15 protein-coding genes, 1 tRNA gene and 1 CRISPR repeat array (1 of these 17 cut by a window edge) are annotated in these 19,910 nt (G+C 59.8%); of the genes, 9 read left to right on the forward strand and 7 right to left on the reverse strand.

The window, feature by feature from the left end; translation table 11 throughout:
- Positions 1-172: 172 nt before the first annotated feature.
- The 7 genes from pknB to GBB11_RS09445 form a co-directional block, all read right to left on the reverse strand.
- On the reverse strand, positions 173-2,221 hold the full coding sequence (gene pknB / locus GBB11_RS09415) for a Stk1 family PASTA domain-containing Ser/Thr kinase (protein ID WP_151549771.1): 2,049 nt from the start codon (positions 2,219-2,221) through the stop codon (positions 173-175).
- The gene (locus GBB11_RS09420) at positions 2,221-3,648 is read right to left on the reverse strand and encodes a serine/threonine-protein kinase (RefSeq protein WP_151549772.1); all 1,428 of its coding nucleotides are present in this window, start codon (positions 3,646-3,648) and stop codon (positions 2,221-2,223) included. Before GBB11_RS09420 ends, pknB begins: the two co-directional genes overlap by 1 nt.
- 27 nt (positions 3,649-3,675) lie before the next feature.
- Positions 3,676-5,127: a penicillin-binding transpeptidase domain-containing protein gene (locus GBB11_RS09425; RefSeq protein WP_151549773.1), complete on the reverse strand. Its 1,452-nt coding sequence runs from the start codon at positions 5,125-5,127 to the stop codon at positions 3,676-3,678.
- A gap of 10 nt (positions 5,128-5,137) precedes the next feature.
- Positions 5,138-6,586, reverse strand: coding sequence for an FtsW/RodA/SpoVE family cell cycle protein (locus GBB11_RS09430; RefSeq protein ID WP_151549774.1), 1,449 nt, complete (start codon positions 6,584-6,586; stop codon positions 5,138-5,140).
- A 3-nt stretch (positions 6,587-6,589) separates the two neighbouring features.
- The gene (locus GBB11_RS09435) at positions 6,590-7,963 is read right to left on the reverse strand and encodes a PP2C family serine/threonine-protein phosphatase (protein WP_151549775.1); all 1,374 of its coding nucleotides are present in this window, start codon (positions 7,961-7,963) and stop codon (positions 6,590-6,592) included.
- Entirely contained in the window at positions 7,963-8,445 is a 483-nt protein-coding gene (locus GBB11_RS09440; protein WP_151549776.1) for an FHA domain-containing protein, read from the reverse strand. Before GBB11_RS09440 ends, GBB11_RS09435 begins: the two co-directional genes overlap by 1 nt.
- A 349-nt stretch (positions 8,446-8,794) precedes the next feature.
- The gene (locus tag GBB11_RS09445) at positions 8,795-9,883 is read right to left on the reverse strand and encodes a DUF3662 and FHA domain-containing protein (protein ID WP_255441715.1); all 1,089 of its coding nucleotides are present in this window, start codon (positions 9,881-9,883) and stop codon (positions 8,795-8,797) included.
- Positions 9,884-10,327: 444 nt separating this feature from the next.
- Here GBB11_RS09445 and GBB11_RS09450 point away from each other — a divergent pair.
- From GBB11_RS09450 to cas2e, 9 genes are all read left to right on the forward strand, one after another.
- Positions 10,328-10,411: transfer RNA gene (locus tag GBB11_RS09450), tRNA-Leu, on the forward strand.
- A 191-nt stretch (positions 10,412-10,602) separates the two neighbouring features.
- The gene (gene cas3, locus GBB11_RS09455; RefSeq protein ID WP_225979226.1) at positions 10,603-13,395 is read left to right on the forward strand and encodes a CRISPR-associated helicase Cas3'; all 2,793 of its coding nucleotides are present in this window, start codon (positions 10,603-10,605) and stop codon (positions 13,393-13,395) included.
- Positions 13,396-13,467: 72 nt separating this feature from the next.
- On the forward strand, positions 13,468-15,222 hold the full coding sequence (casA, locus tag GBB11_RS09460) for a type I-E CRISPR-associated protein Cse1/CasA (protein ID WP_225979228.1): 1,755 nt from the start codon (positions 13,468-13,470) through the stop codon (positions 15,220-15,222).
- Positions 15,219-15,863, forward strand: coding sequence for a type I-E CRISPR-associated protein Cse2/CasB (gene casB / locus GBB11_RS09465; protein ID WP_151549778.1), 645 nt, complete (start codon positions 15,219-15,221; stop codon positions 15,861-15,863). The genes casA and casB overlap by 4 nt, the downstream gene beginning before the upstream one ends.
- 15 nt (positions 15,864-15,878) lie before the next feature.
- Positions 15,879-17,015 (forward strand): type I-E CRISPR-associated protein Cas7/Cse4/CasC, encoded by a 1,137-nt coding sequence (gene cas7e, locus GBB11_RS09470; RefSeq protein ID WP_151549779.1) that lies wholly within the window; start codon positions 15,879-15,881, stop codon positions 17,013-17,015.
- Complete coding sequence (cas5e, locus tag GBB11_RS09475; protein WP_151549825.1) at positions 17,015-17,734, forward strand: type I-E CRISPR-associated protein Cas5/CasD; 720 nt, start codon at positions 17,015-17,017, stop codon at positions 17,732-17,734. Before cas7e ends, cas5e begins: the two co-directional genes overlap by 1 nt.
- Positions 17,731-18,429: a type I-E CRISPR-associated protein Cas6/Cse3/CasE gene (gene cas6e, locus GBB11_RS09480; protein ID WP_151549780.1), complete on the forward strand. Its 699-nt coding sequence runs from the start codon at positions 17,731-17,733 to the stop codon at positions 18,427-18,429. Before cas5e ends, cas6e begins: the two co-directional genes overlap by 4 nt.
- A complete protein-coding gene (gene cas1e / locus GBB11_RS09485; protein WP_151549781.1) occupies positions 18,422-19,360 on the forward strand; it encodes a type I-E CRISPR-associated endonuclease Cas1e in 939 nt (312 codons plus the stop codon). Before cas6e ends, cas1e begins: the two co-directional genes overlap by 8 nt.
- Positions 19,357-19,701, forward strand: coding sequence for a type I-E CRISPR-associated endoribonuclease Cas2e (gene cas2e / locus GBB11_RS09490; RefSeq protein ID WP_151549782.1), 345 nt, complete (start codon positions 19,357-19,359; stop codon positions 19,699-19,701). Before cas1e ends, cas2e begins: the two co-directional genes overlap by 4 nt.
- A 65-nt stretch (positions 19,702-19,766) precedes the next feature.
- Positions 19,767-19,910: direct repeats of the CRISPR family, unit length 28 nt; unit sequence GTTTTCCCCGCACACGCGGGGATGAGCC (it continues 3,299 nt past the right edge of the window).

Here is a 19,910-nt window from a genome sequence, read left to right on the forward strand (position 1 = left end):
GCAGGTGCGCCCGTGGACGTCTCCTGCACACCCTACCAGCGTCGATAGAGTTTCTGAACACCGCACACGGCCGCCGTGTTCGCTCAGCTGGTGACAGTAGACAGCACACACCCGCCCTCACGCGCTGCGGCGGGGGCGGGTGTGCGACTACGAGCTGCGTTGCTCGCTGCGGTTAGGGCGCGAGTTCCAGCAGGGAGAAGCGATAGATCCGCAGGACCACTTCATCTTCATCCCCGATGCTTTCTCCGGCGGCGGGAACCTGGGAGGCCACGGTGTTCTGCTTCGTCAGATCATCGGTGGGCTCCTCTTCTTGGCGCACCTGGGCTTGGGTGCCCTTCCAGCCGGCGGCCCGCAAGGCGGCGACGGCCTGATTGACGTTCTTGCCGCGGAGATCCGGGACGGTGATCTGCTTCTTGCCATTGGACACGCGCACAATCACCGTCGAGCCCTTGGGTACCTTGGTGCCCTCGCCATTGACGCTCAGCACCGTGCCCTCCGGCTTATCGGATTCCACATACTCGGGCTGCGGAATAAAGCCGGCGGACTCGAGGTTGCCTACGGCCTGCTCGTACTTCATGCCGGTGAGCGAGGGGATGCGCACATTTTCCACACCGGTGGAGATGGTGATGCTCACCTCGGAGCCCTTGGACACGGCAGTACCGGCGGGCGGCGACTGCTCGATGATCTCGCCGGCGGGGGCGGTATCCGAGGGTTCCTCACGCGGGGTGGAGTTGAGCTTTAGTCCCGCCCGTTCGAGTTCCCTATTGGCGGCCTCGGTGGTGCGGCCGGTGATCTGCGGCACCTCCACGATCTCCTTACCCGAGGAGACGATCAGCGTCACCGTGGAGCCCTTGGGCAGGGTGGAGTCGGCGGAAGGATTCGTGCCCAGTGCCAGACCACGCGCCACATCTGGGCTGGGTTCCTCGGAGCGAATCACCTCAAACCCTGCCGAGCGCAGCCGCTGGGTGGCGACCTGCTCCTCGAGCCCGGCGATCGTCGGAACCGAGATGGAGCTTTCGGCCACCCGCTCCTCGCGGTTGCCAAAGTAGTCCACGGCGAAAGCGACACCAATACCCACCACCACGACGGCGAGGAGAGAGGTCAGCCACACGCCCCAGCGGGAGGACTTCTTCTTGCGATGCCCGCCCTGGGGGCTTTGCTGTGCCGGGGCCTGCTGGGCGGCGTACTGGTTATTGGCCGGGTACTCGTTCTGCGAGCCATAGTGCTGGCCGGCGGCACTGGCGGCCGCGGCAGAGATCTCACCGGAATCACCGATGATCGCAGTATGTGCCGGACCCTCGCCCTGGCGATGGGTGTTTTCCAGCTTGGCCCCCACCGGGCCGGAGAGGTGCATCTTCGCGGCATGGGTGACGGCGTTGCGCATCACCAGCTCGAGATCGGAGGAAAACTCCGCCGCCGACTGGTAGCGATCACCCGGGTGCTTGGCCATGGCGGTGAGAATCACCGCATCAATATTGGTGGCCATGGTGGGGGCGAGATCGCTGGCGTACTCCGAGGGCGGAGTGGGGGTTTCGTGCACGTGCTGATAGGCGACATCAAAAGGCGACTCGCCCTCAAAGGGCGGCCGGCCCGTGATGGCTTCATAGAGCACACAGCCCAAGGCATACACATCCGAGCGGGCGTCAGCATTGCGGCCGCGCGCCTGCTCAGGGGAGAGATACTGGGCGGTGCCGATCACGGCAGAGGTTTGGGTCATTGCCGAGGTGGCGTCGTCAAGCGCTCGCGCAATACCGAAATCCATCACCTTCACCTGGCCGGTATTCGTGACCATGATGTTGGCGGGTTTGATATCGCGGTGAATGATGCCGGCGTCGTGCGAGGCCTGCAGAGCCGAACACACCGGGATCATTACCTGGGCGGCCTCGGATGGCGAATAGGGGCCGCGGTCGTGGACAATGCCGCGCAGGGTGGTGCCGTGCACCAGCTCCATCACGATATAGGGCACCGATACGCCATCGATGAGCTGCTCGCCGGTGTCATACACCGCCACGATATTGGGGTGATTCAACCGGGACGAGTTTTGGGCTTCGCGGCGGAAACGCTCGCGGAAATTCTCATCCCGCGCCAGCTCCATACGCAGCACCTTCAGCGCCACCTGGCGTCCCAAGAGCGTATCAGTGGCGGAATACACATCGGACATGCCGCCGTGCCCAATATTTTCTTGGGGATCATAGCGGCCACCGAAACTGGTGTGCATCATTATTGCTCGCCTCCTTCGTCGTTCTTGGGGGTGTCAGCCGGCGATGCCGGTTGGGTCGGCTGCGCCGGTTGCGCGGGTTGGGTGGGCTGCGTGGGCTGTGGAGGTGCCGGCTCCTCCGTCGGCTCCTGCGACGTGGTCACGCTCGGCTCGGATGTTTCTTCTTCAGAGCTTAGCGTTGGGCTTTCGCGGCGCTCGGGGGTGATCGTCTCGATCACGGTCTCCGTCACCGGGGGCAATTTGCTTGTCGACGTCTCCTCGCTGGTGCTGCTCGTCTCCGTCGGCGCGGGCTGCCCCGTCGGTTGGCTAGTGAGATAGTACAGCAGCACGCCCATGCCTCCTACTAGCAGCAGCAGCACAAACAGCCACGGCCCGATGCTTTTCTTTTTCGCGGGCCGCTGCCCGGTCGGCTGCTGAGCCGCGCGAGGTGCCGCGGGCAGCATCTGCGGCCGTGGCGGGGTGACCGCCGGATTCACCGTGGTCGGAACCGTGGCATTGCCGAGCGCGGTGGTGGAGGATCCGGGGTGGTGTTGCGGTGCCTGACCAGCCACCGCCGCTGAGCGCGGCTGCGGCGGGCGTTTCTGAAAACGCACCGCGGAAATGGCGTGGGAAAGCTCATTGCCATCGGCGTAGCGACGCTGCGGATCCTTACGCAAACAGATCCCAACGAGCTCTCGGATCTGCGGGGCGATCTCCCGCGGCAGCACCGGCGGGGCTTCATTAATATGCGCAATGGCCACCGAGACCGTCGAATCCCCACTGAAGGGACGGTGGCCAGCGAGAATCTCATAGCCCACCACACCGAGAGAATAAACATCCGAACAGGCGGTCACCGGGTGGCCCTGGGCCTGTTCCGGGGAGACATACTGGGCGGTACCCACCACCATGCCGGTGCGGGTCAGCGGCACGGCCTCCGCCGCCTTGGCGATACCAAAATCGGTGATCTTTACCTGCCCGGACTCGGTGATGAGGATATTGCCGGGCTTAATATCGCGGTGCACCAAACCCATGCGGTGGATCACGGCCAGCCCGTGGGCGGCCTGCTCCAACACATCGAGGGCCTGCTCCTGCTCGAGCTTGCCGCGGCGGCGCAGCATATCCGCCAAGGACTCGCCGCGGACGTACTCCATGACGATGAAGCAGAACACATTGCCCGCAGGATCATCCGCCTCGCGGTAGTCGTAGGTGCCCACGACGTTCTCGGAATTGATGCTCTCCGCAGCCTCCGCCTCATTGCGGAAGCGGGTGAGGAATTCCTCATTGTCCGAAAACTCCGGACGCAGCACCTTAATGGCCACCTCGCGGCCGCTCTGGCTTTCCTTCGCCAGCCACACCGTGGACATACCGCCGTGTCCAATAATGAACTGCAGCTGATAGTCATCGCCGATGAGGGCCTGCACGCGGTCTAAGCCGGTGGAGTCATTACTCATAGTTGCTTTCTCACTTCCGATCCGCGGCTAGGCCTGCGTCCTCAAAACGGCATCGATCACGGCACGACCAATAGGGGCAGACACCGAACCGCCGGTAGCACCAGCACCCTGGTTACCGCCGTTTTTCACCATCACAGCCACCGCTACATCGGCGTCTTTATCTGGGGCGAAGGCCACATACCAGGTGTGCGGGAAGCTAGAGCGCGAATCCTCGCCATGCTCGGCCGTTCCGGTCTTGGAGGCGATATCTCCGCGCCCGCCGGAGGTATTCCGCTCCGACTGCCGCATCAGCTCCTGCAGCTTGGCCGCCACATCCTCATCCAGGCCATCCTTGGCCTGCTGAGGCTTATGGGAGGACAGCGTAGACAGATCCGGACGCAGCACCTCATCCACCACATAGGGCTTCATGCGCTTACCGTTATTGGCCACGGTGGCGGCCATGACGGCGGCGTCGAGAACCGTCATGGACACATCCGCCTGGCCGATAGAGGACACGCCGCGCCGGGCGGGATCGCTGAGATCGCCGACCGAGCTCGGGGTCTCCGGCAGCCCAAGATCATAGGTGTCGCCGATGCCAAAGGATTTCGCGGCATCGTAGAGGGCATCCTCGCCCACATCCACGCCCATCTGCACGAAGGCAGTATTGCAGGAGAGGGAGAACGCCGTGGTGAGCGATACCTCGCCGCCACCAGCGCAGGGCCGGCCACCGTAGTTTTCCAGCGTCGAGGTGGAGTTCGGCAGCGTGATCTTGGCCTCGCCGGTGAGCTGGGAGCCTGGCTCGTAGCCATTGCGCAGCCCCGCGGTAGAGGTGATGATCTTAAAGATCGAGCCAGGCGGCAGCGTCTCCTGGGTGGCGTGGTTGAGTAGCGGTGACGCCGGATCCGAGGTGAGCCGCTCCCACGCCTGCTCGGCGGAATCATTATCCACCACGGTATTGGGATCAAAGCTCGGGGTCTGGGCCATGGCCAGCACCTCGCCGGTGGAGGGTTTGAGGGCCACCACGGCGCCCTCATAGTTGTTGTTCACCAGCTGCTGATAGGCCACCTCTTGGGCCTCGGGAAGCAGGGTCAGCTTCAGCGAAGCTCCATCGTGCTCCTTGCCGGTGAGTGTGTCCCAGGTGTTGGACACCAGCATGGAGGGATCGGTGCCATTGAGCACCTCGTTGAAGCCCTGCTCCAGCCCAGCGGCACCGTAGATATCGGAGAGATAGCCGCTGACGGGGGCATAGGCCTGCGGATTGGTGGAGGGATAGGAGCGGTAGTAGAAGTCGTCCGCGGCCTTGCTGGACTTGGCCAGCACCACGCCGCCGGCCGAAATCTGGCCGCGGGGGGTGCTTTTCATCTCATAAAACTGGCGCTTATTCAGCGGGTTCTGCGCATAGGTTTCTTCGCGGAAGCCCTGCACCACGGTGAGGTTGATCAGCAGCACTAGAACCATCAGCAGAGCGATCATGGTGGACGAGCGAATAGCCTTATTCATGGTCTCTCACCTACCTCCGATTCTTCTGTGCTGAGTGGTTGGACGGGGACACTCCAGGGGAGTGGTCACTGCTGACGGCGGAAAAGTGCGAGGTCTGCTCGATACTGGAGGGCTCCGCGTGGCCGCCGCCGCGCTGCGGCGGTGCGGCACTGGTGTGATCTTCTGGTACGCGCGCCTGGTGAGAGATGCGCAGCAGGATGGCCAGCAGGATGTAGTTCGCCATCAGCGAGGAGCCACCCTGGGACATGAAGGGAGTGGTCAAACCAGTCATGGGCAGCATGGCGGAGATACCGCCGACTACCACGAACAGCTGGATCAGGATAGTCATGGACAAGCCCGAGGCCACCAATTTCCCATAGGAGGACTTCGCCAGCATGGCGGTGTGCATGCCACGCACCACGAACAGGGTGAAGAGCACGAGCACGGCCGCGAGACCGATGAAACCGAGCTCCTCGCCGATTCCGGCCAAGATGAAGTCCGATTCCGCCACCGGCACGGCCTGGGGGTAACCCTCGCCAAGCCCGGTGCCCGTGATACCGCCCCAAGACATGCCGAACAGCGCCTGGGAGAGCTGGAAACCGGTGGTGTCATAGTTCGACAGCGGGTCCATGAAATTAGCCACGCGGGACTGGATCTTGTCCGAGATCTGATAGATACCCACACCGCCGATAGCCACCAAGATCACGCCGATAAGCAGCCAGGAAATACGGCCGCTGGCGAGATACATCATGATCAGCACGGTGGAGAAGAGCAGCAGCGCCGGGCCAAAGTCGTTCTCTCCGGCCATGATCACCAGCGCGAGTGCCCACACGAAGAAGATGGGGCCGAGATCGCGCAGGCGGGGCAGCTCAAGACCCAGCACACGATAGCCAGCGACATTGAATAGTGCCCGCTTATCTGCCAAGAGCTTGGCGAAGAAAAGCAGCAGCAAGATCTTGGAAAACTCCCCGGGCTGCAGGGTGAAGGGACCCACGGAGATCCAGATGCGGGCATCGGATTGGATGCCGGAGCCCTGCGGCCACACCATGGGCAGGGCCAGCAGAATGATGCCGACCACGCCCAAAATATAGGAGTAGCGGGTGAGCACCATGTAGTCCTCCATGATCACCAGCACGATGGTCATGAGCACTACAGCCACCAGCGACCACATCACTTGGCGGCTAGCCATGGAGGTGTCCTTGGCCGCGTCGAGACGCGAGATCATCACCAGGCCGAGGCCATTGAGGATCGCCGCCACGGGCAGCAAAATCTGGTCCGCGTGCGGGGCCTTCCACACGAGGGCGAAATGGGCGATCATGAATACGCCGATGAAGCCGCCGCCCACCCAGAGCAGCTGGCTGCCGAGCTCATTGCCCAGCGAAATCTCGAGGCTCACCACCGCGGCCATGACGATGGCCGCCGACAAGATGAGCAGCCACATCTCATTTCTTCGGATGGTGATTCTTTGCCACACGCTCATGGGCTATTTCACCTCCCGGCAATTGGTTCCGGGTTTGGTGAGGTCGCCGGCCTCGCCCTTGAGGCATACCGGCAGGGCGTCGTGGGCGAGACGCTGCAGCTGCTGCACCACCTCGTCATAGCTGCCCGAGGGCAAGCCTTCCACAGAGTTGCGGGTGGCCTCGGGGAGGGCGTCCAAGGTGAACAAGGAGCAGTTCTTGGACGGCTTCACCGGGTCAGTGAGCATCAGATTGCCGGACTTATCCAAGCAGGCCGCCTGGTGCGGCTCGTGGAAGGAGGCGCCAAAGACATCGAGATTCACGCCGTGTTGGATCTCGAGGCGATCATTCTCTCCAGTGGTGAGGTAGTACTGCGAGTCCACGCTGCGCATAAACGCCCAGCCGCCCAGAATCGCCGCGAGGATCAGAACAAGGGCGATGCTGATGGGGATCCAGCGAAACCGCGAAGAAGAACCTTCCTCGCGTCCCTCCGGCGCTTCCGACTCAACATCGTTTTCGGATGCCTCTGGGCGGGGGTGTGACTCGCGCGCGGCGGACGGCGCCTCATTCTGGTCGAGCAGGGAGGCACGGGCCGCAGAGGTATTTCCGCGCGGCTCCTCGGCAGTGGCGCTATTGAGCGCGCCAGCCACCATGGGAGTCACGGCCAGCTGAGAGGCCTCGGATCCTTCATCCTCCACCACATCGGCTACCACCACGGTGACGTTATCGGGGCCGCCACCGCGCAGCGCGAGATCGACGAGCGTGCGGGCCGCCTCGGCGGGAGAGCCGTGGCGGAGGGTCTCTTCAATGGTGTCAAAGGACACCGGATCAGAGAGGCCATCCGAACACAGCAGGAGGCGGTCCTGGGGCTTGGCGTCGATAAGCCGAAAAGAGGGCTGAACCGGACGGCCGGTATAAGCCTTGAGGATCAACGAGCGCTGCGGGTGCGTGGAGACATCCTCGGGGGCGAGTTTGCCCTCGTCCACCAGGGATTGGACGAAGGTATCGTCCACGGTGATCTGCTCAAGACGGTCATCGCGAAGCCGATAGCCGCGGGAATCGCCCACATGCAGCATGGCGAACTCGGTGCCGTCGAACATCAGCGCCGTCAGTGTGGTGCCCATGCCCTCAGTTTGGGGATTGGCGCGTTCTTCCGCGGCGATGGAGCGGTTGCCATCATCGGCGACCCCGCCGAGCAGAGCGAACATGTCATTATCGCCCGGGTTGGCGTCGAGCTTCTGCAGATGAGTGATCATCAGCTGCGAGGCGATCTCGCCCGCAGCGTGGCCACCCATGCCATCGGCCAAGGCCAGCAGATGGGGGCCGGCGTAGGCGGAATCCTCGTTGTTTTTTCGCACGTGGCCGCGATCAGAGGCGGCCGCAAAATGTAGTCTCAGCATCAGGGCATCAGCCTCACGGTCGTGCGCCCGATCGTCACTTCACTCTCGGTGGTGATTTTTTCGGGCTGGTCGATACGGTAGCCGCCTACGTGGGTGCCATTGCGGGAATCGAGATCCTCCACAAACCAATCATCGCCGCGGCGGAACAGGCGCGCATGGCGGGAGGAGGCGAAGTCGTCCTGGATCACAAAGGTGCACTCCTGGGAGCGGCCGATCGTGATCTCTTGCACACCAAGCAGATCCATGCGGGAGCCACGCATCGCGCCATCGACCACCACCAGCTGCGCCGGTGGCTGGGGGCGCTTGCGCGGCGCACCCGCCGGGGCGGTAGCCGGGGAACGCTTGGACCAGAAACGGCCCGAGGACTGCGTGCCCGCGAGCCGGTTGGTATCGCGCCGCATGGCGCGCAGCGCAAAGAAGATACACAGCCAGAGCAGCACAAGCAGGCCGATACGGAACACAAGTAAGATGACGGCGCTCATTGTTGTTCTTCAGGCCTCCTTTAAAGGCAATGTCGGTGTGCTCTAGGCGGGCACTCATATCCGCCCCGCACGTCCATGCGCCGGGTGCGCATGTCCGGCTGATTGGGCCACGGGGCACAACCAGCAGCTGCTGGTGCCACGGGAACGCGAGCCCTGTGGTGCCGCCTCCCAGTCGCTTCCCCATATATACAAGGGCAAACGATCCAGTCTTCGGCCGCACCACACAGATGCATCCTCTACCAGCACCAACCATGCTGCTGGTAGGGGTTATTCCCGCCCTAGAACGGAAGACACCCCCGCCCAGCGTGGGAGCCAAGCAGGTTACCCACACATTTTAGTACGCGTAGGCCTAGTTATTAGTGATCCGCACTTCAATGTAGGAGTGCCCCACGGTGATCACGTCACCGTCTGCGAGCAGCCAATTATCCACCGGAACATCGTTGACGGTGGTTCCGTTCGTAGACTGCAAGTCTGTAATGACAGCATCATGGCCATTCCATGTGACTTCGGCGTGCTGGCGGGAAACCCCGGTATCGGGCAGGCGGAAGTCTGCGTCATTCGAGCGGCCGATGATATTCGAGCCATCGCGGACCAAGTACGTGCGCGAGGAGCCATCCTGCAGCAGCAAGGACACGGTCGGTTGCGATGCCGCTGGGGCGCGGGTCTCCTCCGGCGCATTCGCCGCCGCTGTCTCGGTGGGGGAGTCGAAGGTAGTGGTCTCCGCGGAGTACTTGGCGGAATCCTCCGCCGGAAGCGCTGCGGCCTTGGGCATGTCCACGTGATGAGCAGCGCTCGTCGGGGTTACCGCGGCATAACCGGCCGCTGCGCCCGTAGCGGCGCCTGCTGCGCTGGCCGCGCCGGGGGAGTTGTGGTGATCGCTGTTCATATATCCATTCGTCTCTGCTGGCTGGTGATCCGCCGGCTCATTGCGGTGCGGAGTGGAGCTGTAGTGATGATCCTGCTGGTCGTGGTCGTGATCCTCCGGCTGCTGCTCGAAGGAGTGCTCCTCGAAAGAGCCTGAATCCTCAGACTCTACGGCATCCGCGTCCTCCGGCATACCGTAGAAACCACTCTCATCCTCTGGGCGCTGGGAGCGGATGCAGTGGGACTTCAACTGGCCGGTGCGCAGTCCTTTAGCCTGCACAAGCTTGACGACGACTGGCCCCGCCGGCGACCAATTCTGATTACGGAAATAGCGAGCCAGACGATCCGCGAAATCCCAGGGCAGCTCGGGCGAGGTTTCCTGCAAATTGGAGAAATCTTTCTTGCCCACCATTACCTCGAACTGGTTGGGAACCTCCACATAGCCCTCGTAAGTGGTGACAGCCTCGTCCTCGGCGCACTGTTTAAGCGCCTCCTCGACTTCGGCGGCCACAATCTTGCCGCCAAAGACGAAGGCGAAGCTGTTATCTAGGCCGCGCTGCAAGGCGCTGTCCATCTTTGCGAATCTCGACCACACAGACATAGCGGATGCAGTGTCACCTTCCTACTTTTCTTCGGCGAGAGTACTCAGCGGCTCATCAGTTGTGGCCGACATATCTGGCATGGCCACTAGGGCCCTATCAAGGCTCAGAATGTGCACGTCATAGCCATGGTGGCCACAACGCTCAACGCCTCCGCCCGTCACCGCTCTCACCGGGCGAGCCTGCAGGCAGTTCTCATGCCCCATAAAGATATAAGAGACATGGCCACACTTGAGCCGAAGTGTGGCCCCAGTATAGAGGCCACGTCTGCCACAATGAACTTCTACCAGCGCAAAAACGCTGTGCCCGCCGCGCGAGCCCACCATGAAACAGGTATCCACCTGCGGATTTGGGATAGTGTAACAATCTGTGTAACCTAGGTTAAGTCTTGCACAGCACTGCTGGTTAGACGCCAACTCGGGCGAGTGGCGGAATGGCAGACGCGCTGGCTTCAGGTGCCAGTGTCCTTTACGGACGTGGGGGTTCAAGTCCCCCTTCGCCCACAATGATTAGTGCCCCGCATCATGGTTTCTCACTATGGTGCGGGGTATTTTTTCTGTCTTCTCCTGCGGTCTCGGCAGTTGCGCAGTACCGCTAGGCCCAATTCCGCAGCGCAAACTGGAGATTAAGAGTGGACTGACTGAGTAGTGTGGGGACAGCAGTATTTCTTTTCCCGCCGCAAGGAGTTACGGCAGTGTCTCGTTCCACCGAATCAATGCGCCACGCACTCGCTTTTGCAGAGACCATTGATGGCTGGGTGGAAGCACGGAGTGCAGCGGCGCGTGCACTGTGGGCGAAATCGGGAGACGACACTGGCTACCTCAACCTTCCCCAACACCTAGTAGATGCCGCGTGTACTGCAGCGGCTGTGTGGGAAGTGTGGTTATCTCCCGCAACGAAGAACACCGTGGCGACAGAACTCGACCTCGACTGCGAGGATGCTCGCCGTCTGGTGATCTGGTGGGCAGGGATTCATGACATCGGCAAGGCGTGCAAAACATTCCAAACCCAATTGGAAAAGAGTCCTCGCTTCGACTACCTCATGGCCGCACTCCACTCATCTGGTCTGCCCCTCGACCTCGGCCGGCACGAGCTGGGGCGGAAAATGCCCCATGGAGTGGTCTCCGGTGTAGTGCTGCAGCGGTGGCTTGTGCGCCAGGGCTTTCGCTCTCGTATGGCGCGGCGGCTCTCTGATGTCGTGGATGCGCACCACGGAATCTCTTCCGGTCGGGAGGAAAGAACAACCGTGGGCATAGTTCTCGACGGATACGAAGCATCATGGCAGGCGATTCACTCCGAGCTGCTCGCCGCCATGGCCGATATAACAGGAGTCTCCGATGTTCTCGACGTACTCCGTCGGCGACGCGTTGCACCTTCGGCCCCTGTGCTGCAGTTACTCACCGGCATTGTCGTGATGGCGGACTGGATTGCCTCCAACACCGATGCCTTTCCGCTGAACGTGCATTCATCTCAGGTTGAGCGACTGATTGCAGGCATGGAAGCCACCGACCTCACACTGCCCTGGCGACCGCAACAGGTTGAAGGAGATATCGACCGTTATTTTCAGTCAGCATTCGAGTGGCCAGACGATGCCCATGCCCGCCCGGTGCAGCGGGCAATGGCGGAGGCCGCTGCGACTATCACTCGCCCCAGCCTTGTGATCCTTGAGGCTGAGACCGGGGTGGGTAAGACCGAGGCCGCGCTGATCGCCGCCCAGATCATAGGAAAAAACACCGGTGCGCAGGGCGTGTACTTTGCGACGCCGACTATGGCCACCGCCAATGGCCTCCTCGAACGCACGATCTCGTGGGCACGTCGAACAGCTCACAGCGATACGGTGCAATCGATGTATCTTGCCCATTCGAAGAGCGACTTGTCCGAGCCTTTCCGCCGGCTCAAGATGCAGGGTATCGCTGAGGACGAGGGCGCCAAGTATGCGTCCGTTGTTGCTAGCTCGTGGATGCGTGGTCGGCGCCGCGGGCTGCTCTCCAACATCGTGGTGGGGACGATGGACCAAGTGATCATGATGGCGCTGCAACAGCGCTACTCTATGCTGCGTCATCTGGCGCTGGCCGGAAAAGTAGTGATCTTCGATGAGGTGCACGCTTTTGATGCTTATTCCTCTATGTATCTCGAGAGGACACTGGAATGGCTGTCCAAGTATGGCGTGAGCGTGATAATGATGAGTGCCACGTTGCCGGAGCAGCGAAGAGCCGCTCTAGTTAAGGCCTATTCCGATTGTGATCTCGCTGAATCGACCACCGCATATCCGCTCATTACTGTGGCCGGTATCGGTACCAGCATTGAGGTTCGAACCCCAGAGCCATCACCCACGAATCTCCATGCGGAGATCAGAGTAATCGATGATGGTGTGAGAGAACTCCGCAGCCACGTGGAGACTTTGCTGTGCGAAGGCGGCTGTGCGCTGATCATCTGCACTACCATCGCTCGCGCTCAAGAAGCGTATCGGGTGCTCAGCGAGAATGCGCCATGGGAGATTGAGCTTCACCATTCTGGATTCATTGCACGTGACAGGGTGAGGCGGGAAGAGACACTGCGCACCAAGCTCGGCCCCCGGGCTCGACGAGGTGAGGGTCGCCCTGAGAATCTCGTGGTGGTGGCTACCCAAGTAGCTGAACAAAGCCTCGATATCGATGCCGATGTGGTGATCACTGATATTGCCCCAGTCGATCTCCTTATCCAGCGCATTGGCCGCCTGCATCGGCATCACCGTCCTAAGGAGGATCGCCCAGAGCCTGTACAACAGCCCATTGTGTGTATCAGAGGAATAACGCAGCAGGAGCCTGTTCCAGCGTTCGACAGTGGAGCAGTAGCAGTGTACGGACAGCGGCTACTCCTCGCGACTTTGTTGCACCTGCCCGAAGTATTTCGCCGCCCCGATGATGTGGCCCCACTCGTGCAGGCTGTTTATGCGCCGCAGCAGAATGTGCCGGAGCATTGGGTATCCCTCTGGCGCGAGGCGGTGGGTGAAGATGAAGCCAAAGCTGACGCTGCTCGGAGTCGAGCAACGCACTTCCGCGTGCCATCGCCATACATGAACCAGGATCTCGAAAGTCTTTTTGGTCGCTTCATCGAAGCGGTAGTGCACTTGGGCGATGAAGAGAGGGGCGCGGCCCAGGTGAGGGATAGTGAACCTACCGTGGAAGTCATCCCCATTGTGGAGGCCGACTATGGCTATCGCGCATTCGGTGATACAGAGGAGATCATTCCCAACGGCGAGCTGGGTTATGCCCAAGCCTTCCGCTTAGCTTCGAGTACAGTGCGCCTGCCAGCACGAATAACACGCTTTGATAAGGATTTCGATGCAGTGGTGACGGAACTGGAAGAACGCACTCCCGCCCACTGGGCGTCGCATTATCTGCTGCGCGGACAACTGGCGATGCCGCTGGATGACGATGGTGCCATAAAACTTGGACGGTTTCAGCTTCGCTATTCCACCGATATGGGAATCGAATGTAGTAACTAGAACAATCCAATACACGTCCGAACTGACAGCTAGATTTATGAATGTGCACTGCATTGGTGGACAACCACACTCATGGCAGATGCCTCGATGAAACCAACACACAACGATAACGGCGATTTAAGAAAGGAGCAGGAGGTGTCACATACCGTTGAACCGGAACCGCGGTTTAATCTGATTGATGAACCGTGGATGTGCTGCCGCACTGCGGAGGGTACTCAAACGCTGAGTATTCGCGACGTTTTTGACGGCAGTGCCAGCCCAATCAGTGTCCTCGGGGATTCGCCCACGCAGGATTATGCAGTGCTGCGCGTACTTCTCTCCATCTACTGGCGAGCACACCACCATGCACTAGAGAAGCACATGAGCACTCGACGGGAACGCGAAGCTTTTTCGTGGCCCGACTGGTTTGAAGATCAGCTGATCGATGCCACCTCTGGATCTCGTGATGAGGTTGTGCTCGACTATCTAGACACGGTGAAAGATCGTTTCTATCTTTTCCATCCTACTCAGCCTTTTATGCAGGTCAGCGACCTGCATACGAAAAAAAATGAAGCAACGACAGTGAATAGGCTGATTCCTGAGGCTGAGCACTCGTATTTCTCCATGCGTGCGGGGAGCGGACAAGAAAAACTCGATTTCGCAGAGGCAGCCCGGTGGCTGATCCATACACACGCGTGGGATTATTCAGGAATCAAATCCGGTACGGTGGGTGATCCTAGGGTCAAGGGAGGAAAAGGTTATCCGATTGGCACCGGTTGGACGGGAATGACAGGTGGAACCGTAGTGTGCGGAGCAACGCTGCGGGAAACCCTAGTTCTTAACACGACACCGGAAGCAGTTCTTGAGGTGTCCACGCCGGATCTTCCCGTATGGGAGCGGAAGCCCGATACAGCAGCCCAGCGTGGCTCGGGCGATCTTGTGCCCACCGGCCCCGTAGATCTTGCCACCTGGCAATCACGACGTGTTCGACTTTTCCGCGAAGGTACTGCCGTCACAGCTGTGCTGGTGAGTAATGGGGATCGAATTCCCGATGCTGGCAAGAATGTCATGCTGGATCCCATGACTCCCTATCGCTACAGCCCTAACCAGTCCAAAAAGGGGCACGTGGCGTACTACGCAAAACCTTATGACACATCGCGGACGATGTGGCGAGCCATCGATCCTCTGCTGGTGCTGGACGGTGACCCTGGTTTTAGTGAGAAAAAGAAGGCTCCCAAACGTCCGGCAAATCTGAGTCACCTCGCGATGTTGGCTGATGACGGCGTGGTGGAGGGGATCCTTGATGTCTCTGTGGTCTCCATGGCATACGGGGCCCAGAGTTCATCTGTCAGCACGATTGTGAGTGCTTCGGTCGGTATTCCTCTTGATGTTCTTCGCTCCAATCAGATGAGTGATGCGCTGAGGCAGGATATTCGTGATGCCGCTGCGCGTACTGAGCAGATTGCCACGGCCCTTGGATCTTTCGCTGGAAACCTACTCGTGGCCAGCGGCGGGGACTATGAATTCGGTGCCGATGCTGCAGATCGCTTCTATGCAGACATGGAGCCCCGCTTCATTGAGTGGATTCGCCGAGTAGGCACAGCCGACTCCGACACGCATGTGGTGGCCTGGCAGAAAATATTGAAAGAGCAGGTCTTTGCGATTGCGGAGGAGCTGGTCCGAAGCGCAGGGCCGCGCGCACTGATCGGTAGAACGATAGGAGCAGACGATTCTGGCTCAGGAGGTCGCATCATATCAGCGGCCACAGCCTATGACGGGCTGAGGAGGAAGGTTGCAGACATCCTGAACCTCCTCAGCAACGAACAAAAGACAAGGAGAGATCAGTGACCCAGGATAGTCCCAAGACATCCTCGCTCAGTCTCGCACAAGGAGTGGGAGCTACAGCACAGAGGCTGCAGCGCAATCTACTCAAGCACTCCCATACCGCTGTGGGAGCAGAAGCGCGTGCGCAGATAGCTGAATTGAGAAAATATTCCTCGTACAGCGTTGAAGATTCACCTCTGGCACTGGAGAGTGTGCTGTTCATGATGGATCTGCCTTTGAGTGAACAGGAGTTGGGAAAAGGCGACCACGCGAGCCCTTCTGAGCAGGCTGCGTTCCACGCTCTCACACTCTTTGCCGTTCATATGCAGAGTGCGCGAGAGCCTATGCATTGCCCAGGCATCCCCTTTGCCTCTGCCTGCGGGGCTCTGTATGCACGCAGCTCTTCGAAATCCATCAAGCCGCGCTTCGACGCAATGCAATCGGCCACGGATGAACAGGCCCGTATTGTGCATCTACGTTCTCTTATCACGCTGCTTCGGGGTCAGTCGCTTGGCTTCGACTATGGACGCTTCGCCCAAGATCTTCGATCTTTACAGCACCCGCAGCGACGCAGTGGCGTTCTGCTGCGATGGGGACGAGATTTTGCCCGCGGCGTGTTCCGCACTCCCTCCCCTCACAACCACAACGAATCCGCTATCGGATAGGAAAGGAATAATTCCATGAGTCTCTTTATCGATATCCACTCCCTGCACACTGTCCCTCCGTCTCTCATTAACCGTGATGACACGGGTGCCCCAAAATCGGCGATCTTCGGCGGAGTTTCGCGGCAGCGAGTGTCCTCGCAGTCGTGGAAGCGGGCGATGCGCAAGTATTTCGACCAGCATGTCGACTCCGCAGCCGTGGGCGCTCGTTCGCGTCGACTGCCGGAGAGCATTGCCAAGCGCCTAGAAGCGCGTGGTGTGGAGCAGGACGAGGCTATTCGTCGGACAGAGATGCTGTTCAAGCAGGCCGGGATCAAGACTGCCGTCGACAAGCCCAAGAAGAAGGCTGATGGTGAAGGTGAGCAGGAGCATAGCCCGTACCCGCGAACGGGATACCTTCTCTTCCTCAGTAAGCATCAAATCGATAATGCCGTAGAGGCGCTCCTCGCGAGCGAGGGAGAGAAGCTCACTAAGAGTGATGCGAAAAAGATTCTGGATACCGAGCATTCCGTGGACATCGCATTGTTCGGTCGCATGGTCGCCGATGATGCTGCGTTCAATGTCGATGCTGCTGTTCAGGTCGCCCACGCATTAGGAGTTCACTCCTCTGCCCCTGAGTTCGACTATTTCACTGCGGTCGATGATATGGCTGAAGAAGGTGAGGAAACTGGTGCCGGGATGATTGGAACGGTGCAGATGATGTCCTCCACGCTGTACCGTTATGCGTCCGTTAATGTTGATGGCCTTGTAGCGAACCTTGATTCCGAGGACGTTGCTATCGAGGCAATCCAGCACTTTATTGAAGCGTTCATCCAGTCGCTGCCCACAGGCAAAGTCACGACCTTTGCGCATAACACCCTGCCTGAGCTCGTCCTAGTGGAGGTAAGGCGTGGCCGTCCAGTGTCTCTTGTCTCCAGCTTCGAAACCCCGGTTGAAGCTCAGGACGGGAAGGATCGCCGCAGGGTGGCTGCTGAGCGCCTTGCACAGGAGGCCACTGACGTTCGGACTGTCTATGGACTCGTGCCCGAGGCATCCTATGTACTGGGGCTATCAGGTTTGGACGAGTCTTTCAGCGACCTTGCTGAAACTGTCACCTGCCCCGAGATGGGTGAGAAGGTGGCCAACGATGTTCGTCGTATCCTGGGTGATCAGTGATGGCGCACTCGCTAATGGTGCTCCTCAAAGGTCCACTACAGGCATGGGGTGATGAATCGCGCTATAGGATTCGGGCTACTGCAGCCACTCCCACTAAGTCTGGTGTCGTGGGGCTTATTGCTGCAGCCCAGGGGCGGAGTCGGGATGAATCCGTTGAAGACCTTGCCCATTTGACGATGGCGACGCGTGTTGATCAGCAGGGAAGCTTGCTGCGGGATTATCAAACTGCACAGCCGTGGCTAGAGAAACCCAGCGCACCTGCCATGCTCTCGACCCGATACTTTCTTTCCGATGCGGCGTTTGTCGTGGCTCTTGAATCGGAGGATCGCGGGGTGCTTGAAGAATATGAGCAAGCGCTGCGCAATCCCGTCTACCCGCTCTACATGGGGCGGCGGTCGTGCCCCGTCCATCCAGGCCTTGTAATCGGCATTGTTGATCGTGGAGCAGAAAGTGCGGTTCGTGAGCACCCAACGTGGTACGCGACCGAGACCTACAAAAAGGAATGTCCGCAGACATCTGGGTTAGCTGTGTACAGGGATGCGCTTCCAGGTGAAGCAGGTGCCGTTGCACGACAGGATGTGCCTGTCTCCTTCTCCCCTCAGCGTCGATCCTATGACTGGAGATACGAAGTGAGAGTCGATGATGTGGAAATGGCTAATCCGTTAGGACGTGCGAATAGAGGCCATGATCCCTTCTTTGAATCGGTGGTGCAGGCATGACCACGTTTACCCGTTTGTTGCTCAACCCCCGCACACGGGAGGGAAGGAAGCTTCTTACTGATCCGCAGTCCATGCATGCCGCGGTACGGGCTTGTTTTCCCCCTGATCTCGGCGATCAGCATGAACGTATTTTGTGGCGAGTAGATAGCCAAGGGCATGAGCACCGGCTTTATATCGTTGGCCCCGAGACTCCCACGTGCACACCACTTGTGGAGCAGGCTGGATGGTCTACACGACCTGCTGAGACGGCTGATTATGAGCCGATGCTCAATAGCCTCCGTCAAAACCAGTTCTGGAGATTCGAGCTGGTGGCGAATCCGACGTATTCGGAGCCCACTAAGGGACAGAGGGGCAAGGTGAAGGCACACGTATCCGCTGCTCACCAACTTGAATGGCTGTACAAGAGGTCTGCCAATGCCGGATTTGTTTTGCCTGATCGAAACACTGATTCGTTCGAGCAAGCGCTGAAGGCTGTGGCAGAACCCCGCGTGATGGAGCGAAGAATGATCTCCTTCTCCAAAGGGCGGCGTAGCTCGGGACATCGCGTTCGTATTGCGCAGGCGCGCTTCTCCGGTGTGCTACAGGTAACGGATGCCGACATACTGCGGCAGACACTTACGCAGGGAATTGGTCGTGCCCGTGCTTATGGGTGCGGACTCATGACCCTAGCCAAAATTCAGGCCGATAATGCCTAACCCGAGCGAAGTACCCATCGAACGCCAAGCATTAGCTCGGTTTAGTGATCGATTGTCCTTTCTCTATATCGAGCGTGCTGTAGTCAGCCGCGATGGAAATGCCTTGACGGTGAACGATCAGCGAGGCACTGCGCACGTGCCAGCGGCCATGCTGACAGTGGTGATGTTGGGACCTGGGACCAAGGTCACCTATGCCGGGATGGCCCTGCTGGGTGATGCCGGCGTCAGCGTGGTGTGGGTTGGTGAGCGAGGTGTGCGCTTTTATGCGAGTGGTCGCCCTCCGGCTAAGTCTGCGCGTATGGCGGAGGTCCAAGCCTCTGTTGTGAGCAATCAGCGTAAGAGACTGGAGTGTGCGAGGAAGATGTATGGGTTGCGTTTTCCTGATGAAGAGGTCTCGTCCTTGTCCATGTCACAGCTCAGAGGTCGAGAGGGCGCACGTATGAAAAAGGTGTACGCCCGCGAGGCTCGGCGGACGGGAGTGCCGTGGTCACGGAGATCATATGATCCGAACGACTTCGACTCAAGTGATCCGATCAATCAAGGATTGACGGCTGCCAGTGCAGCTCTGTACGGGATCGCGCACGGCGTAGTCGCGGGATTAGGATTTGTGCCCTCCTTAGGAGTTGTTCACACTGGCACGGATCGGGCCTTCGTGTACGACATCGCGGACCTATACAAAGCTGAAGTTGCTATCCCTGCCGCCTTCGACGCGGTGGCTGCGGGGGCTGATGATCCAGGTTCAGCTGCTCGTCGCAAGTTACGGGATCTCGTCACTGAGAAGCGGTTGCTGCCTAGGATGGTCAAGGATCTCAAGTTTCTCTTCGATCTCAGTGATGATGTCCTGACTGCGGATGCGGAGCTATTGCTATGGAGTGAATTGGAGCTTGTGTCCTCGGGTGTCTCCTGGGCTGAACCGGCGAGTTCATCATGATCGTTCTCGTAGTAACAGCGTGCCCTGCAGGCTTACGGGGGGATCTGACTAAGTGGCTCATGGAGATTGCGCCGGGCACGTTTGTGGGAACTCCTTCAGCCCGGATCCGTGACCTGCTGTGGGATAGGACCGTAGGCCTCTGCAAAGATGGGCAAGCCCTTCTCGTGTATTCCGCCGACTGCGAGCAGGGCTTCGAATTCAGGACGCATCGCCACAAGTGGATGCCTCGTGACTTCGAAGGCCTGACCTTGATGGTTCGCCCTGGAGCGTCGGACACGCCACGGCGACGTACTGGCTGGAGCAATGCCCGACGCCAACGCCGCACCTACAGATCGAGGTGAGAACTTCCCGCTACAAGTTGTAGCTATTCTGAGCTAGGCGCTAATATTTCACCAGCTCAGTAAGTGTTTTCCCCGCACACGCGGGGATGAGCCCCTCACCGGCGAAGCATGGGTGAGTGGCAATGCGTTTTCCCCGCACACGCGGGGATGAGCCCGCCGTAGTGAGCGGGCGGTCGAAGGTCGGCGGGTTTTCCCCGCACACGCGGGGA

Origin of the sequence: Corynebacterium sp. 74A, assembly GCF_008930665.1 — a bacterium.
GTDB lineage: Bacteria > Actinomycetota > Actinomycetes > Mycobacteriales > Mycobacteriaceae > Corynebacterium > Corynebacterium megadyptis.

What these genes read in the sequence shown, in the direction of transcription:
- pknB (WP_151549771.1), bottom strand. Translation starts at nt 2,221, where the DNA reads ATGATGCACACCAGTTTCGGTGGCCGCTATGATCCCCAAGAAAATATT.
- GBB11_RS09420 (WP_151549772.1), bottom strand. Translation starts at nt 3,648, where the DNA reads ATGAGTAATGACTCCACCGGCTTAGACCGCGTGCAGGCCCTCATCGGC.
- GBB11_RS09425 (WP_151549773.1), bottom strand. Translation starts at nt 5,127, where the DNA reads ATGAATAAGGCTATTCGCTCGTCCACCATGATCGCTCTGCTGATGGTT.
- GBB11_RS09430 (WP_151549774.1), bottom strand. Translation starts at nt 6,586, where the DNA reads ATGAGCGTGTGGCAAAGAATCACCATCCGAAGAAATGAGATGTGGCTG.
- GBB11_RS09435 (WP_151549775.1), bottom strand. Translation starts at nt 7,963, where the DNA reads ATGCTGAGACTACATTTTGCGGCCGCCTCTGATCGCGGCCACGTGCGA.
- GBB11_RS09440 (WP_151549776.1), bottom strand. Translation starts at nt 8,445, where the DNA reads ATGAGCGCCGTCATCTTACTTGTGTTCCGTATCGGCCTGCTTGTGCTG.
- GBB11_RS09445 (WP_255441715.1), bottom strand. Translation starts at nt 9,883, where the DNA reads ATGGACAGCGCCTTGCAGCGCGGCCTAGATAACAGCTTCGCCTTCGTC.
- casA (WP_225979228.1), top strand. Translation starts at nt 13,468, where the DNA reads ATGGCAGATGCCTCGATGAAACCAACACACAACGATAACGGCGATTTA.
- cas7e (WP_151549779.1), top strand. Translation starts at nt 15,879, where the DNA reads ATGAGTCTCTTTATCGATATCCACTCCCTGCACACTGTCCCTCCGTCT.
- cas5e (WP_151549825.1), top strand. Translation starts at nt 17,015, where the DNA reads ATGGCGCACTCGCTAATGGTGCTCCTCAAAGGTCCACTACAGGCATGG.
- cas6e (WP_151549780.1), top strand. Translation starts at nt 17,731, where the DNA reads ATGACCACGTTTACCCGTTTGTTGCTCAACCCCCGCACACGGGAGGGA.
- cas1e (WP_151549781.1), top strand. Translation starts at nt 18,422, where the DNA reads ATGCCTAACCCGAGCGAAGTACCCATCGAACGCCAAGCATTAGCTCGG.
- cas2e (WP_151549782.1), top strand. Translation starts at nt 19,357, where the DNA reads ATGATCGTTCTCGTAGTAACAGCGTGCCCTGCAGGCTTACGGGGGGAT.